Origin of the sequence: Ottowia flava, from assembly GCF_008017535.1 — a bacterium.
In the GTDB taxonomy this organism is placed as follows: domain Bacteria; phylum Pseudomonadota; class Gammaproteobacteria; order Burkholderiales; family Burkholderiaceae_C; genus Ottowia; species Ottowia flava.
On record NZ_VRUA01000024.1, the window covers coordinates 1 to 16,732 of the forward strand.

18 protein-coding genes and 1 tRNA gene are annotated in these 16,732 nt (G+C 61.6%); all 19 read right to left on the bottom strand.

Going from position 1 to position 16,732, the window contains the following annotated elements; all coding sequences use genetic code 11:
* Positions 1 to 169: 169 nt before the first annotated feature.
* The 19 genes from FVQ98_RS17345 to secG all read right to left on the bottom strand — a co-directional run bounded on the left by FVQ98_RS17345 (position 170) and on the right by secG (position 16,695).
* On the bottom strand, positions 170 to 655 hold the full coding sequence (locus tag FVQ98_RS17345; protein ID WP_147914710.1) for a DUF1178 family protein: 486 nt from the start codon (positions 653 to 655) through the stop codon (positions 170 to 172).
* Between the two features lie 7 nt (positions 656 to 662).
* Positions 663 to 1,259: an NUDIX domain-containing protein gene (locus tag FVQ98_RS17350; RefSeq protein WP_147914711.1), complete on the bottom strand. Its 597-nt coding sequence runs from the start codon at positions 1,257 to 1,259 to the stop codon at positions 663 to 665.
* Between the two features lie 3 nt (positions 1,260 to 1,262).
* Complete coding sequence (locus FVQ98_RS17355; RefSeq protein ID WP_147914712.1) at positions 1,263 to 1,568, bottom strand: DUF2818 family protein; 306 nt, start codon at positions 1,566 to 1,568, stop codon at positions 1,263 to 1,265.
* Between the two features lie 16 nt (positions 1,569 to 1,584).
* Positions 1,585 to 3,072, bottom strand: a complete 1,488-nt coding sequence (gene nuoN / locus FVQ98_RS17360) for an NADH-quinone oxidoreductase subunit NuoN (RefSeq protein WP_147914755.1) — start codon at positions 3,070 to 3,072, stop codon at positions 1,585 to 1,587.
* Between the two features lie 10 nt (positions 3,073 to 3,082).
* Positions 3,083 to 4,558 carry an NADH-quinone oxidoreductase subunit M gene (locus tag FVQ98_RS17365; protein WP_147914713.1) on the bottom strand — a complete coding sequence of 492 codons (1,476 nt, stop codon included), beginning with the start codon at positions 4,556 to 4,558 and terminating at the stop codon, positions 3,083 to 3,085.
* Positions 4,559 to 4,578: 20 nt separating this feature from the next.
* On the bottom strand, positions 4,579 to 6,591 hold the full coding sequence (nuoL, locus tag FVQ98_RS17370; RefSeq protein ID WP_147914714.1) for an NADH-quinone oxidoreductase subunit L: 2,013 nt from the start codon (positions 6,589 to 6,591) through the stop codon (positions 4,579 to 4,581).
* 8 nt (positions 6,592 to 6,599) lie between these two features.
* Positions 6,600 to 6,908: an NADH-quinone oxidoreductase subunit NuoK gene (gene nuoK, locus FVQ98_RS17375; RefSeq protein WP_147914715.1), complete on the bottom strand. Its 309-nt coding sequence runs from the start codon at positions 6,906 to 6,908 to the stop codon at positions 6,600 to 6,602.
* Positions 6,905 to 7,573, bottom strand: a complete 669-nt coding sequence (locus tag FVQ98_RS17380) for an NADH-quinone oxidoreductase subunit J (protein ID WP_147914716.1) — start codon at positions 7,571 to 7,573, stop codon at positions 6,905 to 6,907. Before FVQ98_RS17380 ends, nuoK begins: the two co-directional genes overlap by 4 nt.
* Positions 7,574 to 7,606: 33 nt before the next feature.
* A complete protein-coding gene (gene nuoI / locus FVQ98_RS17385) occupies positions 7,607 to 8,116 on the bottom strand; it encodes an NADH-quinone oxidoreductase subunit NuoI (RefSeq protein ID WP_147914717.1) in 510 nt (169 codons plus the stop codon).
* A gap of 21 nt (positions 8,117 to 8,137) precedes the next feature.
* Positions 8,138 to 9,214, bottom strand: coding sequence for an NADH-quinone oxidoreductase subunit NuoH (gene nuoH, locus FVQ98_RS17390; RefSeq protein ID WP_147914718.1), 1,077 nt, complete (start codon positions 9,212 to 9,214; stop codon positions 8,138 to 8,140).
* Positions 9,211 to 11,319 (bottom strand): NADH-quinone oxidoreductase subunit NuoG, encoded by a 2,109-nt coding sequence (gene nuoG, locus FVQ98_RS17395; protein ID WP_147914719.1) that lies wholly within the window; start codon positions 11,317 to 11,319, stop codon positions 9,211 to 9,213. Before nuoG ends, nuoH begins: the two co-directional genes overlap by 4 nt.
* Before the next feature lie 20 nt (positions 11,320 to 11,339).
* Complete coding sequence (gene nuoF, locus FVQ98_RS17400; RefSeq protein WP_147914720.1) at positions 11,340 to 12,692, bottom strand: NADH-quinone oxidoreductase subunit NuoF; 1,353 nt, start codon at positions 12,690 to 12,692, stop codon at positions 11,340 to 11,342.
* Positions 12,689 to 13,213 carry an NADH-quinone oxidoreductase subunit NuoE gene (gene nuoE / locus FVQ98_RS17405; protein WP_147914721.1) on the bottom strand — a complete coding sequence of 175 codons (525 nt, stop codon included), beginning with the start codon at positions 13,211 to 13,213 and terminating at the stop codon, positions 12,689 to 12,691. Before nuoE ends, nuoF begins: the two co-directional genes overlap by 4 nt.
* Positions 13,210 to 14,463 carry an NADH-quinone oxidoreductase subunit D gene (locus tag FVQ98_RS17410; RefSeq protein WP_147914722.1) on the bottom strand — a complete coding sequence of 418 codons (1,254 nt, stop codon included), beginning with the start codon at positions 14,461 to 14,463 and terminating at the stop codon, positions 13,210 to 13,212. Before FVQ98_RS17410 ends, nuoE begins: the two co-directional genes overlap by 4 nt.
* Before the next feature lie 24 nt (positions 14,464 to 14,487).
* Positions 14,488 to 15,096, bottom strand: coding sequence for an NADH-quinone oxidoreductase subunit C (locus FVQ98_RS17415; protein ID WP_147914723.1), 609 nt, complete (start codon positions 15,094 to 15,096; stop codon positions 14,488 to 14,490).
* 5 nt (positions 15,097 to 15,101) lie between these two features.
* Positions 15,102 to 15,581, bottom strand: a complete 480-nt coding sequence (locus tag FVQ98_RS17420; RefSeq protein ID WP_147914724.1) for a NuoB/complex I 20 kDa subunit family protein — start codon at positions 15,579 to 15,581, stop codon at positions 15,102 to 15,104.
* Between the two features lie 36 nt (positions 15,582 to 15,617).
* Positions 15,618 to 15,977, bottom strand: coding sequence for an NADH-quinone oxidoreductase subunit A (locus FVQ98_RS17425; RefSeq protein ID WP_147914725.1), 360 nt, complete (start codon positions 15,975 to 15,977; stop codon positions 15,618 to 15,620).
* Between the two features lie 59 nt (positions 15,978 to 16,036).
* Positions 16,037 to 16,121, bottom strand: a tRNA-Leu gene (locus FVQ98_RS17430).
* 133 nt (positions 16,122 to 16,254) lie between these two features.
* Positions 16,255 to 16,695 carry a preprotein translocase subunit SecG gene (secG, locus tag FVQ98_RS17435; protein ID WP_147914726.1) on the bottom strand — a complete coding sequence of 147 codons (441 nt, stop codon included), beginning with the start codon at positions 16,693 to 16,695 and terminating at the stop codon, positions 16,255 to 16,257.
* Positions 16,696 to 16,732: the final 37 nt, after the last annotated feature.

Sequence of the window (16,732 nt, forward strand, 5' to 3'; positions counted from 1 at the left end):
AGCTGGTTTGGCTTGAGAACCTCCATCTTGCTTCACCTCGGGTGAACAACCTCTTGGGAAACGACACCTAGGCCCCATCTGGCCGTGCCAGGGCAGATGCTGCTACGCGATGGCTTCAAGTGATTTTGGCCTTTTGACCTACTGCCACTTGCGCTGACAGCTATCAAAATCATTGCAGGTTATCTTTGAAACCGTCGGGCACCGGCAGCGGCATAACGGCAATGCCCTCGTCCAAAAGTTCTTCGGTCTGTTCCACGGAGGCTTGACCACGGATGCCGCGCGATTCGGATTCACCGTAGTGCATGCGACGCGCCTCTTCGGCAAAGCGCTGGCCGACGTCTTCGGTATTGGCCATCACACGACGCACCATGTGCAGCCAGGCGGCTTGCAGCATCTGTGGGGGCAGCGCGGCGACGGGGTCGCCAGTGGTGTTGGTCTGGGCTTGGCCTGACGCTTCGGCCTTGGCTGGAACAGAAGTTTCAGTCGCGCCGCTCAGATTCAGACGCGGCGCACTTGGCAACTTCGCCACCTCGGCTTCACCGCACAGGGGACAGGTGAGCAGGCCGCCACCCATCTGTGCCTGGAAATCGTCTTCGGACGAAAACCAGCCTTCAAAAGAGTGCCCCTGCAGGCACTGAAGATCAAGAACTTTCATGCGGATGTCACGGCGCTGGCGCTTGCTGCCAGTCTAGCGTCCATGACCCATTCTGCACATTCTGCAACCACAGCGCGCCGATCAGCGTCTTCGCGTCTGTGATCGTGCCATCGCGGCACCAGGCCAAGAGCTCTTGCGGCGTCGCCATGAACACGTCGAGAAACTCGCCAACATCCAACGCGCGCTCGCCAGCCTTGAGCCCGCGCGCGAACCACACCTCGATGAATTCCGTGGAGTACGCCACCACCGGGTGCAACACGCCCGCACGCGCCCATTCACGCGCCGTGTAACCCGTTTCCTCACGCAACTCGCGCTGAGCACAGGCCAGGGTGGATTCGCCCGGGTCAAGCTTACCCGCGGGGAATTCGGTGATCGTGCGGCCAACCGGATAGCGATATTGGCGTTCCAACACCACTTTCAACCCACCGGCGCCCACGTCCAGCAGTGGCACGATCATCACCGCGCCTGGGTGAACCACGTACTCGCGATCGGCTTCACTGCCATCGGGCAAGCGGACGCGGTCGCGAAACGCCTTGAGGAACGCGCCATCGAAGAGCTGCTCACTGCGCAGCTGCTGCTCGCCCAGTTTTGGCAGTTGGGCCATCGCTCAACGGCCGCGACGAAGGAGGTAGCGGTACACGAAGCCGGGAAACGCCAGTGTCAGAAAGAGCGCAGCAGTAATGGCGTAGAACTCCCAGCCCTGCGCCTGATTTTGCCCAGCACTTTTCTCGAAGGCCATACCGATGCCACCCACGATGAAATACCAGAGCACCAGCTCCAGCAAACGCCAGGCCAGGTTTTTGTGACCTCCGGGCAGGCGCACCACGCTCATCAGGCGCTGGTTCAGGAACGGCAGGTTGGCCGTGACCAGTGCCAGCAGCAGCAACAGGGTGATCGACAGGCTTTGCGACATCGGGGCCTTGAGCGCCTCAGCTACTGAGCATCTGCACCACGGCGCGCGCGCACAGGGTCATCAACGTGCCGGGCAACACGCCCAGAACGAGCAGCAGTGCACCGTTGACCGACAGGACCGCACGCATATCCCAGGGGGCGCGGATCGGAGCGTCGCTCGCGGCATCGTCAAAGTACATCACCTTGACCACGCGCAGGTAGGCGAAAGCACCAATCAACGACATGAGGACGGCGAACACCGCGATAGCGATGTGCAAGCCGGAGCCCGCACTGATGAGCGCCTGCAATACCGACAGCTTGGCCTGAAAACCCACCAGCGGCGGAATGCCCGCCAGCGAGAACAGGCACACTGCCATGATGCCGGCATACAGCGGGCTGCGTTGGTTGAGGCCGGCGAGGTCGGCGATCTCTTCGCTTTCGAAGCCCTCTCGCGAGAGCAGCAGGATAATGCCGAAGCTGACCAGCGTGGTCATCACGTAAGTCACCACGTAGAACATGGCCGAACTGTAGGCATTCGCCGCGCCGAGTGCCGTACCACCGGCCACGCCCGCCATCAATCCGAGGAACACGAAGCCGATCTGCGCGATGGTCGAATACGCCAGCATCCGCTTCAGATTGGTCTGAACAACCGAGGCAAGGTTGCCAAGCAGCAACGAGGCAATTGCCAGCACGCCCAGCATCTGCTGCCAGTCGATCGCTAGCGGCAGCAAGCCTTCCACTAACAGGCGGATGGCCATCGCGAATGCCGCCAGCTTGGGCGCAGAACCGATTATCAAGGTGACCGAGGTAGGTGCACCCTGGTACACATCGGGGATCCACATGTGGAACGGCACCGCACCAAACTTGAACGCCAGGCCGGCCACGATAAACACCAGACCGAACACCAGCACCTGATGCTTGATCTGCCCGGTGGCCACGGCGCGGAAGACGCCCGGAATATCCAGTGTGCCGGTGGCGCCATACATCATCGACAAGCCGTACAGCAAGAAACCCGAGGCCATCGCGCCCAGCACGAAGTACTTCATCGCCGCTTCAACCGAGCTGACGTGGTCGCGGCGCAGCGCTACGAGCGCGTAACCTGCCAGCGTCAGGCATTCCAGGCCGAGGTAGATCAGCAGGAAGTTGTTGGCCGAGATCATCACGTAGATGCCCAGCAGCGACAGCAAGCTGAGTACATACCACTCGCCGCCGCGCACCATGCCGCGATCGCCGATGTAGGTGCGGCTGTAAACGAAGGTCACGGCCACAGACAGTGCCGCGAAGCACTTGAGCCAGTTGGCCATCTGGTCGCTGACGACGATGCCACCGAAACCATAGACCGTCTGCCCTGCGCTGGCATTCATGCCGGTCAACACCGCCAGCACCAGCAGTGTCAGCAAGGACAGCACGTAAGCTACCTTGCGCCCGCGGCTGCGGTCAAACAAGTCCAGCAAGGCAATGGCGCACGCCATCACCAGCAGAACAATCTCCGGATAGATCGCCACCCAACTGAATCTGTCAATCATCTCCACGTCCTCAATTCAGCTTGGAAACCGCGACCTGCTTGATCAGGTTCTCGACAGACGCATCCATCACATCGGTAAACGGCTTGGGGTACAGGCCCATCCACAACACAGCAATCGCGAGCAGGCTCAGCATGAGGAACTCGCGCGCGTTGATGTCGGTCAGTTGGCGCACGTTGTCGTTGGTCACGGGTCCGAAGTAGACGCGCTTGAACATCCACAGCGTGTACGAGGCGCCCAGGATCAGCGCCGTGGCGGCCAGCAGACCAATCCAGAAGTTGGCCTTGACGGCACCCAGGATCACCATCCACTCACCGACAAAGCCAGCGGTGCCCGGCAAACCGCAATTGGCCATCGCGAACAAAAGGGCAAAGGTCGTGAAGCGCGGCATCTTGCTGACCACGCCACCGTAGGCCGAAATCTCACGTGAATGGACGCGGTCGTACAGTACACCGATGCACAGGAACATGGCGCCCGACACAAAGCCGTGGGCGATCATCTGCACCAAGCCACCGCTGATGCCCATGTCGTTGAAGATGAAAAAGCCCAGGGTGACGAAACCCATGTGCGCGACCGACGAATAGGCCACCAGCTTTTTCATGTCCTGCTGGACCAGAGCAACCAGACCCACATAGATCACGGCGATCAAGGACAGTCCGATCATCAGCCACGCCCATTCGCGGGAAGCATCTGGCAGGATCGGCAAAGAAAATCGCAGGAAGCCGTAGGCGCCCAACTTCAGCATGATGGCCGCCAGCACGGCTGAGCCGCCTGTCGGCGCTTCAACGTGCACATCCGGCAACCACGTGTGGACAGGCCACATCGGCACCTTCACTGCAAAAGCAGCGAACAAGGCAAAGAACAACAGTGTCTGGGCCGTACCCGAGAGCGGCAGCGCGTGCCAGGTCAGGATGTCGAAGCTGCCACCAGATCGGGTGTACAGATAAATGAAGGCCACCAGTGTCAGCAGCGATCCCAGCAGCGTATACAGGAAGAACTTGAACGCCGCGTAGATCTTGTTGGGACCACCCCAGATACCGATGATCAGGTACATCGGGATCAGCGTGGCTTCAAAGAATACGTAGAACAGGACACCGTCGAGTGCGCTGAACACACCAATCATCAGGCCCGACAGGATCAGGAAGGCCGCCATGTACTGGTTGACGCGGCGCTGCACCACCTGCCAGCCGGCGATCACCACGATCACGGTCATGAAAGCGGTCAGCATCACGAACCAGACCGAAATGCCATCCACGCCCAGGTGGTAATTGACATTGAAGCGTTCGATCCAGGACGTCTTTTCGACGAACTGCATCTCTGCGGTGCCCAGTCGGAAGCCGCTGTACAGCGGCAGCGTGACCAGCAAGCTGACCACGGAACCGATCAGCGCGATCCAGCGCACCAAAGGCGCCTGACTGTCCCGCCCCAGCAACAGCAGGACCGCGCCGATCGCGATCGGCGTCCAGATGGCAAGGCTCAACCAACCCATTGTTTTTCTCGCAATTCTACTTAGTTGAGCCAGACGAAGTACGTCATCAGCATGAAGATGCCCAGAATCATGACCAGGGCATAGTGGTAGAGGTAGCCTGACTGGACCCAGCGGACCACGCCAGCGACCCAGCCCACCAACTTCCAGGAACCGTTCACCACAGCACCGTCGATCAGCGCGCGATCACCCACTTGCCACAGGCCGGTGCCCAACATGCGTGCACCGCGCGCGATGATGTTCTCGTTGATCCAGTCCATGTAGTACTTGTTCTCAAGCAAGCGGTAGACCGGACCCGACGCGCGCTGGATGGCCGCCGGCAATGCCGGGTTGACCAGGTACATGTACCAGGACAGCAGCACACCGGCCAGCGCCAGCCAGAACGGTGCGGTCATGAAGCCGTGCAGCGCCATGGGGACCCAGCCGTGGATTTCCTCGGCCAGCTTGGCCATGGCGGGATGGCGCGTAGTGTCAATAAAGATGACGTTCTTGAAGAAGTCACCGAACAGCATCGGCATCAGCGTCATCGCGCCGATCACCACCGAAGGCACGGCCAACAGCACCAGCGGCACCCAGACCACCCAGGGCGACTCGTGTGGCTTCTCGTCGTGCCCGTGGTGACCATGATCGTCGTGGTGCGCATCAGGATTCTGGTCGTAGCGTTCCTTGCCATGAAAGACGAGGAAGTACAGCCGGAATGAATAAAAAGCCGTGACGAAGACGCCCGCGATCACCGCAAAGTAAGCAAAGCCCGACGCCGGCAGGTTGCTGGCGTGCACCGCTTCGATGATCGCGTCTTTCGAATAGAAGCCCGAGAAGAACGGTGTGCCGATCAACGCGAGCGAACCCAGCAAGAAGGTCAACCACGTGACGGGCATGTACTTGCGCACGTTGCCCATCCAACGGATGTCCTGGTTGTGGTGCATGCCCATGATGACCGAACCAGCCGCCAGGAACAACAGTGCCTTGAAGAACGCGTGCGTCATCAGGTGGAACACCGCGGCCGAGTAGGCGGACGCGCCGAGTGCCACCGTCATGTAGCCCAACTGCGACAGTGTCGAATAGGCGATTACGCGCTTGATGTCGTTCTGGATGATGCCCAGAAAGCCCATGAACAAGGCCGTGATGGCGCCGATGACCAGGATGAAGTTCAGTGCCGTGTCGGACAACTCGAACAGCGGCGACATGCGGGCGACCATGAAGATACCGGCCGTCACCATCGTCGCCGCGTGAATGAGCGCGGAGATCGGGGTGGGGCCTTCCATGGAATCGGGCAGCCAGACGTGCAGAGGGAACTGGGCCGATTTGCCCATCGCGCCGATGAACAGGCAGATGCAGATCACGGTGATCAGCATCCAGTCGGTGCCCGGGAAGCCCATGCCCGCAAGTTCGCCCGCCTTCGCGAAGGTCTGGTCGTAGTTGAGCGTGCCCGCATAGGCGGCGATCAGGCCAATGCCCAGGATAAAGCCAAAGTCGCCTACCCGATTGACCAGGAAGGCCTTCATGTTCGCGAAGATCGCGGTCGGCCGGTCGTACCAGAAGCCGATCAACAGATAGGACACCAAGCCCACCGCTTCCCAGCCGAAGAACAGCTGGAGGAAGTTGTTGCTCATCACCAGCATGAGCATCGAGAAGGTGAACAGCGAGATGTACGAGAAGAAGCGATCGTAGCCGTCGTCGTCGGCCATGTAGCCGATGGTGTAGATGTGCACCATCAGCGACACAAAGGTCACCACGCACATCATCATGGCCGTGAGGCTGTCAACGAGGAAGCCGACTTCCATCTTCAGACTGCCCACGGTCATCCACTCGTAGAGCGTCTGATTGAAGTGCGCGCCGTCCACCACGACGCTGTAAAGCGTCATGGCCGAGATCACGAAGGCGACGAAAACGCCAAGAATCGTCGCGGTATGCGACGCAACACGACCGATGCGGTTACCGCCAAAGGCGGTGCCCAGGATACCGGCGAGCAGCGAACCAGCCAGCGGCGCCAGAGGCACCGCGATCAAACTGGCAGCGGAAAGGGTCTGACTCATTGTTCTCGTTAACCCTTCAGCGAATTGAGTTCATCGACGTTGATGCTGGACTTGTTGCGGAACAAGAGCATCAGGATCGCCAGGCCAATCGCCGATTCGGCAGCCGCGACCGTCAGGATGAAGAACACGAACACCTGGCCACGGATGTCGCCCAGGTAGTGGGAGAAGGCCACGAAGTTCAGGTTGATGGAGAGCAACATCAACTCGATCGCCATCAGCAACACGATCAGGTTCTTGCGGTTGAGAAAGATGCCAACCACTGACAGGGCGAACAGGATCGCCCCGAGCGTCAGGTAATGCGCCAGTGTCAACGTCATTTCGGGTTCTCCTCGGCGGCGGCGGGCGCTTCCACCACAGGTGCGGGCGCCTGGGTCGGCGCGAGCTTCACCACCTCCATGCGGTCACGGGCGCGCACCCGCACCTGGCGCGACGGATCCACCTTCTTGGTGTCCTTGCGCTCACGCAGGGTGAGGCCGATGGCGGTGATCATGGCCACCAGCAGAATCACCGCAGCGATTTCCAGCGGGTACAGGTATTCGGTGTACAGCACCGTTCCCAGCGCCTGGGTGTTGGAATACTGAACCACCTGGCCCGCTGCATTGGTCACCGTTTCCGGCACCACGGGCGCGTCGCCGGCACGGAAGCCGCCGAACAACACCACCGCCATCTCCAGCGAGATCAGCGCGCCAATTGCCAGTGCCAACGGGAAGTGGCGCCAGAAGCCTTGTCGCAGCGTATCGATGTGGATGTCCAGCATCATCACCACGAACAGGAACAGCACCATCACGGCGCCCAGGTACACCAACACCAGCGTGATGGCCAGGAATTCCGCCTTCAGCAGCAGCCAGATACCCGCAGCTTGCGAGAAGGTCAGCATCAAAAACAACACCGCGTGCACGGGGTTGCGCGCCGTGATCACCCTGAACGCTGCGAACAGCATGATCAGGGAGAACACATAAAAGAAACCAGTCTTGACGTCCATGGGTCGGTCGATTCTTCGTTGCTGCGCACCGACTCAGCGGTACTTGGCGTCGGCCGCCTTGGTCGCCGCGATCTCCGGCTCGTAGCGGTCACCGACCGCCAGCAGCATGTCCTTGGTGAAGTACAGATCGCCGCGCTTTTCGCCGTGGTATTCGAAAATCGGCGTTTCCACGATCGAATCGACCGGGCAACTCTCTTCACAGAAGCCACAGAAGATGCACTTGGTCAGGTCGATGTCGTAGCGCGTGGTGCGGCGTGAACCGTCTGTGCGTTCGCCCGCCTCGATCGTGATCGCGACAGCGGGGCAGACGGCTTCGCACAGCTTGCAGGCGATGCAACGCTCTTCGCCGTTCTCATAGCGGCGCAGGGCATGCAGGCCACGGAAACGCGGCGACAACGGAGTCTTTTCTTCGGGGTACTGAACCGTGACCTTGCGAGCGAACGCGTAGCGGCCGGTCAGCGCCATGCCTTTGAACAACTCCACGAGCATGAAGCTCTTGAAGAAGTCCTTGATGGAAAAGGGTGAAGCAGCTAGGGATGCCATTTTGAGTCCTGTGCCGTTCAATCAATGCCAGATGTTCCAGGGGCTGAAGAGCCAGAAGCCCACCAGCACCAGCCACACCAGCGTCACCGGGATGAAGATCTTCCACCCCAGACGCATGATCTGGTCGTACCGGAAACGCGGGAAAGTGGCACGAATCCAGATGAACATCGACACCACAAGGAAAGTCTTCAAACCCAGCCAGATCCAGCCGGGGATGAAGTCCAGCGCAGCGAACGGCGACAGCCAGCCTCCCAGGAACATGGTCACCGCCAGAATCGAGACCAGCCACATGCTGGCGTATTCCGCCAGGAAGAAGGTGGCAAAGCCCATGCCCGAGTACTCGACCATGTGGCCAGCGACGATCTCGGCCTCACCTTCCACCACGTCGAACGGGTGACGGTTGGTTTCGGCCACGCCGGAAATCAGGTAGACGATGAAGATCGGCAGCAGCGGCAGCCAGTTCCAGGACAGCACGCCCAGGCCCATGTCGGCAAACTGACCCCTACCCTGCGACATCACGATCTCGGTCAGGTTCATGCTGCCCGCGACCATCAGCACCACCAGGAAGCAGAAGCCCATGGCGATCTCGTAGCTGACCATCTGGGCCGAGGCACGCAGCGCGCCGAGGAAGGCGTACTTCGAGTTGGAAGCCCAGCCCGCGATGATCACGCCATACACCTCGATCGAGGTAATGGCCATCACCAGCAGCAGGCCCGCGTTGACGTTGGACAGCGCGACTTCAGGGCCAAAAGGAATCACCACCCAGGCGGCCAGCGCCGGCATGATGGCCAGCAGCGGGCCCAGGAAGAACAGGCCCTTCGACGCCGCGGTGGGGCGGATGATTTCCTTGGTCAGCAGCTTGACCGCGTCGGCGATCGGCTGCAGCAAGCCCATGGGGCCGACACGGTTCGGGCCGTGACGGACCTGCATCCAGCCCAGCAGCTTGCGCTCCCACAAGGTCAGGTAGGCGACGGCGCCCATCAGCGGGAGCACCACGACCACGATCTTGATCAAGATCCAGAGCACCGGCCAGGTGATCGCTGTCCACCAGTTGCCGGCGAATAAGCCAAGGCCGAAGTTGTAGATCGCATCGATCATGTCGCGACCCCCTCGCGTGCGTCGGCCGTCATCTGCAACGAAGGCGCACGGCGCACGATGCCGTCCAGCTGGTAGATGCCCACGGGCTTGAGGTCCACCGGACCCGACACCACGCGAATGGCCGCACCCGTTTGGTTGCTCAGGCGCGAGCGTTCAACCTGCGCACCAGCACCGCCCAGCGCCTGACCCAGCACTTCCTGCGAGGATTCGTAAGGCGGCTGGACGACGCCCAGCATGTCGCCCAGCACGCGCAGCACTTTCCACGCGGGGCGCGCCTCACCCAGTGGGCGCACGACGGCATGGAAGCTCTGCACCCGCCCTTCGGCATTGACGAAAGTGCCTGAGGTTTCGGTGAACGGCGCGATGGGCAGCAGCACGTCGCTGATGTCCATATTGGCCTTAAACGGGCTCAGCGTGACGACCATGTCGCAGCCTTGCAGCGGGGCCGACGTGTCGGGCCCTGGCTCACAGTTCAGCAACAGCGCGGCCTTGAGGCCACCGCCCAGCATTTGTGCGGCGTTCAGGCCACCACGCAGTGGCACGGCCCCGACGAGTTGTGCGCCCACGGTATTGCCGGCCTCGGTCAGGTAGCCGACGCTGGCACCGGTCTGACGGCCAATCCATTGCGCCAATGCAAGCAACGAAGAGGCGTTCGGATGGTGCGCCGCGGCATTGCCGAGCAGAATCGCCTTGCGTTCACCGTTGAGCAGCGCCTTCGCAATTGCTTCCGAATCCGGCGTGGTCACGCCTTCGGTTGGCGCTGCCACGCCTTGGGCTTTACCGACCGCCGCGGCGACATTCGCCAACAAGCCCAGCCAATCGCCAGCTTCGCCTATGGACGCCACCGATACGGGCATCGCCCAGGCATGCTCGCCGCTCCACATTGCTCCGGAAGTGATAGCTGCCACCGCTGCACCACGGCGGGCTGCCTGCCGAATTCGCTGCGCAAACAGCGGATGATCCTTGCGCAGGTTGCTGCCCACGACCAGAACGGATTGCAGTTCCGACAACGCCGCAATCGGCATGCCCAGCCAGTGGGCACCTTCGGTCTGTGCAAATTCGGTGTGGCGCAGCCGGTGATCGATGTTGTCACTGCCCAAGCCGCGCACCAACTGACCGGCCAGATACAGCTCTTCAACGGTGCTGTGTGGGCTGACCAGCGCGCCGATGGCCCCAGCGCCGTGCTGGGCCTTGATCTGGCTCAGGCCATTCGCCACGTATTCCAGCGCCGTCGCCCAATCCACGGCTTTCCATTCACCACCCTGCTTGAGCATGGGCTGGGTCAGGCGCTCATCGGAATTCAGCGCTTCGTAGGAGAAGCGGTCGCGGTCGGCGATCCAGCATTCGTTGACCGCTTCGTTTTCGAGCGGAACGACGCGCATCACCTTGTTGTTCTTGACCTGCACGATCAGGTTGGCGCCGGTCGAATCGTGCGGGGCCACGCTCTTGCGGCGCGACAGTTCCCAGGTGCGGGCGCTGTAACGGAACGGCTTGCTCGTCAAAGCGCCCACTGGGCAGATGTCGATCATGTTGCCCGACAGCTCGGAATCGACGCTGTGACCGACGAAGGTCTCGATCTCGGAATGCTCGCCACGGTTGGCCATGCCGAGTTCCATCACCCCGGCGATCTCCTGGCCGAAGCGCACGCAACGCGTGCAATGGATGCAGCGCGCCATCTCTTCCATGGAGATGAGCGGACCCACGTCCTTGTGGAACACCACGCGCTTTTCTTCCTCGTAGCGCGAGGCAGAAGCACCGTAGCCGACCGCCAGATCCTGCAATTGGCATTCACCACCCTGGTCGCAGATAGGGCAGTCCAGCGGGTGATTGATCAGCAGAAACTCCATGACGGATTTCTGTGCGGTGATCGCCTTCTCGCTCTGGGTGCGCACGATCATGCCCTGCGTCACCGGCGTGGCGCAGGCTGGCATCGCCTTCGGCGCCTTTTCCACTTCCACCAGACACATGCGGCAGTTGGCCGCGATGGACAGTTTCTTGTGGTAGCAGAAATGGGGGATATAAGTGCCCGCCTTGTCGGCCGCATGCATCACCATGCTGCCCTCGGGCACCTCTACCTTCTTGCCATCGATCTCGATTTCAACCATGTCGACTCTTTCGGGCAGCCTCAGACGTAGGCCGGCACCACACAGCGCTTGTGCTCGATGTGGTGTTCAAACTCGTGACGGAAATGCTTCAGCATGCCGCGCACCGGCATGGCAGCGGCATCGCCCAGGGCACAGATGGTGCGCCCCATGATGTTGCCGGCCACGGAATCCAAAAGCTCCATGTCACTGGGGCGTCCCTCGCCCTTTTCAATGCGCTCGACCATGCGCCACAGCCAGCCTGTGCCTTCGCGGCAGGGCGTGCATTGGCCGCACGATTCGTGCATATAGAAGTACGACAGGCGCAGCAGCGACTTGACCATGCAGCGCGTGTCGTCCATGACGATGACAGCACCCGAGCCGAGCATGGAGCCCGCCTTGGCGATGCTGTCGTAGTCCATGGTGCAGTCCATCATGACGGACGCGGGCAGAACCGGGGACGAAGAGCCACCGGGAATCACCGCCTTCAGCTGGCGGCCGTTGCGCACGCCACCGGCCAACTCCAGCAGCGTGGAGAACGGCGTCCCCATCGGGATTTCGTAGTTACCGGGCCGCTCGACGTCACCGCTGACCGAATAGATCTTGGTGCCGCCGTTGTTGGGCTTGCCGCATTCCAGGTACGCCTGGCCACCGTTGCGGATGATCCACGGCACGGCCGCGAAGGTTTCGGTGTTGTTGATCGTCGTCGGCTTGCCGTACATGCCAAAGCTGGCCGGGAACGGCGGCTTGAAGCGCGGTTGGCCCTTTTTGCCTTCCAGCGACTCCAGCAGGCCGGTTTCTTCACCGCAGATGTAAGCGCCAAAACCATGGTGCGCGTGCAACTGGAAGTTGAAGTCGCTGCCCATGATCTGGTCACCCAGGTAGCCGGCGGCACGCGCCTCTTCGAGCGCGGCTTCAAAGCGCTCATAGACCTGAAAGATCTCACCGTGGATGTAGTTGTAGCCCACGCTCGTGCCCATGGCGTAGGCCGCAATGGCCATGCCTTCGATCACGATGTGCGGGTTGAACATCAGGATGTCGCGGTCCTTGCAGGTGCCCGGCTCGCCTTCGTCCGAGTTGCAGACCAGGTACTTCTGACCCGGGAACTGGCGCGGCATGAAGCTCCACTTCAGGCCCGTGGGGAAGCCCGCCCCACCGCGACCGCGCAATGCCGATTCCTTCACCGTGGCAATCACCTGGTCCTGCGTCAGGCCAGCACCGCCATCCTTGCCCAGGATCTTGCGCAGCGCCTGGTAGCCACCGCGCGCTTCGTAATCCTTCAGGTGCCAGTTGGTGCCATCTAGATCAGCGTAGATCTGCGGGTTGATGTGGCGACCGTGAAAGCAGGTCTGCACGCCCGTGGCGGCAAACTGCGACAGTACCTGGGAGGCGTTCATTGCGCGCCCTCCGTCTGGTTCAGGCCGTCGACCAACTGACGCAGCTTGTCATCGCTCATGAAGCTGCACATGGTGCGGTCGTTGACCAGCATGACCGGCGCGTCGGCACAGGCGCCCAGGCACTCGCACTGCTGCAGCGTGAAGCGGCCGTCGGCCGAGGTTTCACCAGCCTTCAAAGACAACTTTTGCTCGAGGTATTCCAGTGCCGCCTGGCCACCGCGCAACTGGCACGGCAGGTTGGTGCACACCGCCAGCTTGTATTGGCCAACAGGACGCTGGTTGTACATGTTGTAGAACGAAGTCACCTCGTGCACCGCGATCGGCGGCATGTCGAGGTAAGCAGCGATTGCCACTTCGCTCTCGGGACTGACCCAGCCCTGCTCCTGCTGCACGATCGACAGGCAGGCCATCACGGCCGACTGCTGTTGCCCTTGCGGGTACTTGGCGACTTCACGCGCGAAACGTTCGCGCGTCGCTTCCGACAGCGGCGCGATGGCCGCGGGAGAGGCGTTGGCGCTCATCGATCAATCTCTCCAAACACAATGTCCAGGGTACCGATGATGGCCACGATGTCGGCCAGCATGTGCCCTCTGCCAATTTCGTCCAACGCGGCCAGGTGCGCAAAGCCCGGCGCGCGAATGCGCATGCGGTAGGGCTTGTTGGCGCCGTCGCTCACCATGTAGATGCCGAACTCGCCCTTCGGGTGTTCCACAGCGGCATAGGCCTCGCCTTCTGGCACGTGCATGCCTTCGGTAAAAAGCTTGAAGTGGTGGATCAGCTCTTCCATGTTGGTTTTCATCGCCTCGCGAGAAGGCGGTGCCACCTTGTGGTTGTCCACGATCACCGGACCGGGGTTGGCGCGCAGCCAGTTCACGCACTGCTGGATGATGCGGTTGGATTCGCGCATCTCCTGCACCCGCACCAGATAACGGTCGTAGGTGTCACCGGTCTTGCCGACCGGGATGTCGAAATCCATCTGGTCGTAGACCTCGTAGGGCTGCTTCTTGCGCAGATCCCAGGCGATGCCGGAGCCACGCAGCATCGGCCCGGTGAGTCCCAAATTGAGAGCACGCTCCGCCGTCACCACACCGATACCAACCGTTCTTTGCTTCCAGATACGGTTGTCGGTCAGCAGCGTTTCGTACTCGTCGATGTGCTTGGGAAAGCGCTTCGTGAAGTCCTCGATGAAGTCCAGCAGCGAGCCCTTGCGGTTGCTGTTGAGCTCATCCAGCGCCTTGGCACTGCGGATCTTGCTGTAGCGGTACTGCGGCATGGCGTCCGGCAGGTCGCGGTACACACCGCCGGGACGGAAGTACGCCGCGTGCATGCGCGCGCCCGACACGGCCTCGTACACGTCAAACAGGTCTTCGCGTTCGCGGAAGGTGTAGACGAGCATGGTCGAAGACCCGCAGTCGTTGCCGTGCGAACCCAGCCACATCAGGTGGTTCAGGATGCGCGTGATTTCGGAGAACATCACGCGGATGTACTGGGCGCGGATCGGCACCTCGATGCCCAGCAGGCGTTCGACCGCCAGGCAGTAGGCGTGCTCGTTGCACATCATGGACACGTAGTCCAGACGGTCCATGTACGGGAGCGACTGGATGTAGGTCTTGTGCTCGGCCAGCTTTTCGGTGGCGCGGTGCAGCAGGCCGATGTGCGGGTCGGCGCGTTGCAGCACTTCGCCGTCCATTTCGAGCACAAGGCGCAGCACGCCGTGCGCGGCCGGGTGCTGCGGCCCGAAGTTCAGGGTGTAGTTCTTGATCTCAGCCATGTCTGTCTATGCCGACGCGGCGCGTCAGTGCAGGCCCCCGTAGTTGTCCTCACGGATCACCCGCGGCGTGACTTCACGCGGCTCGATCGACACAGGCTCGTAGATCACGCGCTGACGCTCGGCGTCGTAGCGCATTTCAACGTGACCAGACAGCGGGAAATCCTTGCGGAACGGGTGGCCGATGAAGCCGTAATCGGTCAGGATGCGCCGCAGGTCGTCGTGGCCGTCGAACACGATGCCGTACAGGTCGAACGCCTCGCGCTCGTACCAGTTGGCGCCGCTCCACAGATCGGTGATCGTGGGCAGCACCGGCAGCTCGTCGTCTGCACAGAAAACGCGCACGCGCACGCGCTGGTTCAGGCTGACCGACAGCAATTGCAGCACCACCGCGTAGCGCGGGCCTTCCCAACGGCCATCGCCATAGGCGGAATAGTCCAGACCGCACAGGTCGATCATCTGCTCGAACTGGCAGCCGGGCGCGTCACGCAGCGTCTGCATCACGCCGTGATAGTCAGCAGGCGAGACGGTCAGCACGACCTCATTCAGCGCGACTTCCAGATTCAGCGCCTTGTCACCCAGCGCGGCAGCGATGGTGTCACGAAGGGTCTCGGGAGCAATTGCAATGTCGGCCATGCTGGTCACACCCGTGCGATCGTGTTGGTGCGGCGCACCTTCTGCTGCAACTGGATGATGCCGTACAGCAGCGCCTCGGCTGTGGGCGGGCAGCCGGGCACGTACACGTCGACGGGCACGATGCGGTCGCAGCCGCGCACCACGGAATAGCTGTAGTGGTAGTAGCCGCCGCCGTTGGCGCAGGAGCCCATGGAGATTACCCAGCGCGGCTCGGCCATCTGGTCGTAGACCTTGCGCAGCGCCGGCGCCATCTTGTTGCACAGCGTGCCCGCCACGATCATCAGGTCGGACTGACGCGGGCTGGCGCGAAACACTTCGGCGCCAAAACGGCCGATGTCGTAGCGCGCCGCAGCGGCGTGCATCATCTCGACCGCGCAGCAAGCGAGCCCGAAGGTCACCGGCCATAACGAGCCGGTCTTGGCCCAGTTCACCGCCGCATCGACGCCGGTGAGCAGAAAGCCTTTTTGTTGAAGCTGTTCATTCATGTGCGAGTCCTTGATCGACGCTCTGCGCGATCCGCTTCATTCCCAATCCAGCGCGCCTTTTTTCCACTCGTAGATGAAACCCACGACGAGGATGCTCAGGAAGATCAGCACCGCGACAAAGCCCGGCAAACCGACTTCACGCAGCGAGACCGCCCAAGGGAAAAGGAAGGCGATTTCCAAATCGAAAAGGATGAACAGGATGGCGACGAGGTAGTAGCGCACGTCGAACTTCATGCGCGCGTCTTCAAATGCCTCAAAGCCGCATTCGTAGGGCGAGTTCTTGGCCGCATCGGGCTTGTGCGGCTTGAGAAAAGCCCCCATCCCCAGACAGAGCGCCCCGACCGCCAGACCCACCAGGATAAACAGCAGGACGGGAAGGTACTCGGAGAGATTCATCGTAGGCTCTGTGTCGGGTGCGGGCGGTCATCCGTGGGATGTCACCCGCATCTTGTACTTGGTGCCGTCGGCGAGACTCGAACTCGCACAGCTTTCGCCACTACCCCCTCAAGATAGCGTGTCTACCAATTTCACCACGACGGCAATCGTGTCAGCCACCAATCCGGTCACCCTGTCTGAAACGCCAGTGACAGGTGTCGGCAGCAACTAGGAGTTTACCCTGAAAACCCTCGGTTACAGGCTTGGCGAGAGGATTTTCAGAGTCCTTTGAGCCAACTCAGTTGGTCGGGATTTGGGCGGCGCCCGTGGCCGACGCCGGGGCAGCAGCAGAACCTGCCGCGGCGGGTTCGGCGGAGTCGGTCGGAATGCTCCCAGCACCCGCAGCGGATGCCGCCGAAGCGGCGCCTGAGGCAGCCGAAGCCGGCGCCGTCACGGCAGCGCGGTCCAGCACACTGCCACCCGACGACGAGGGCGTGCGGATGCTGAAGCCGAAGTAAGCCAGCGCCAGCGTGGACGCCAGAAACACGGTGGCCAGCACCGCCGTGGCGCGCGACAGAAAGTTCGCGCTGCCGGAAGCACCGAACAGGCTGCCCGACGCGCCGCTGCCGAAGGCCGCGCCCATGTCGGCACCCTTGCCGTGCTGCATGAGGATCAGGCCGACCATGGCCAGCGCCGACAGGATCTGCAGCACCAGCACCAGATTGAGTGCAAAGTTCATTCCATTACTCCAAATTTGATAGCTGCCCGCGCTCGTC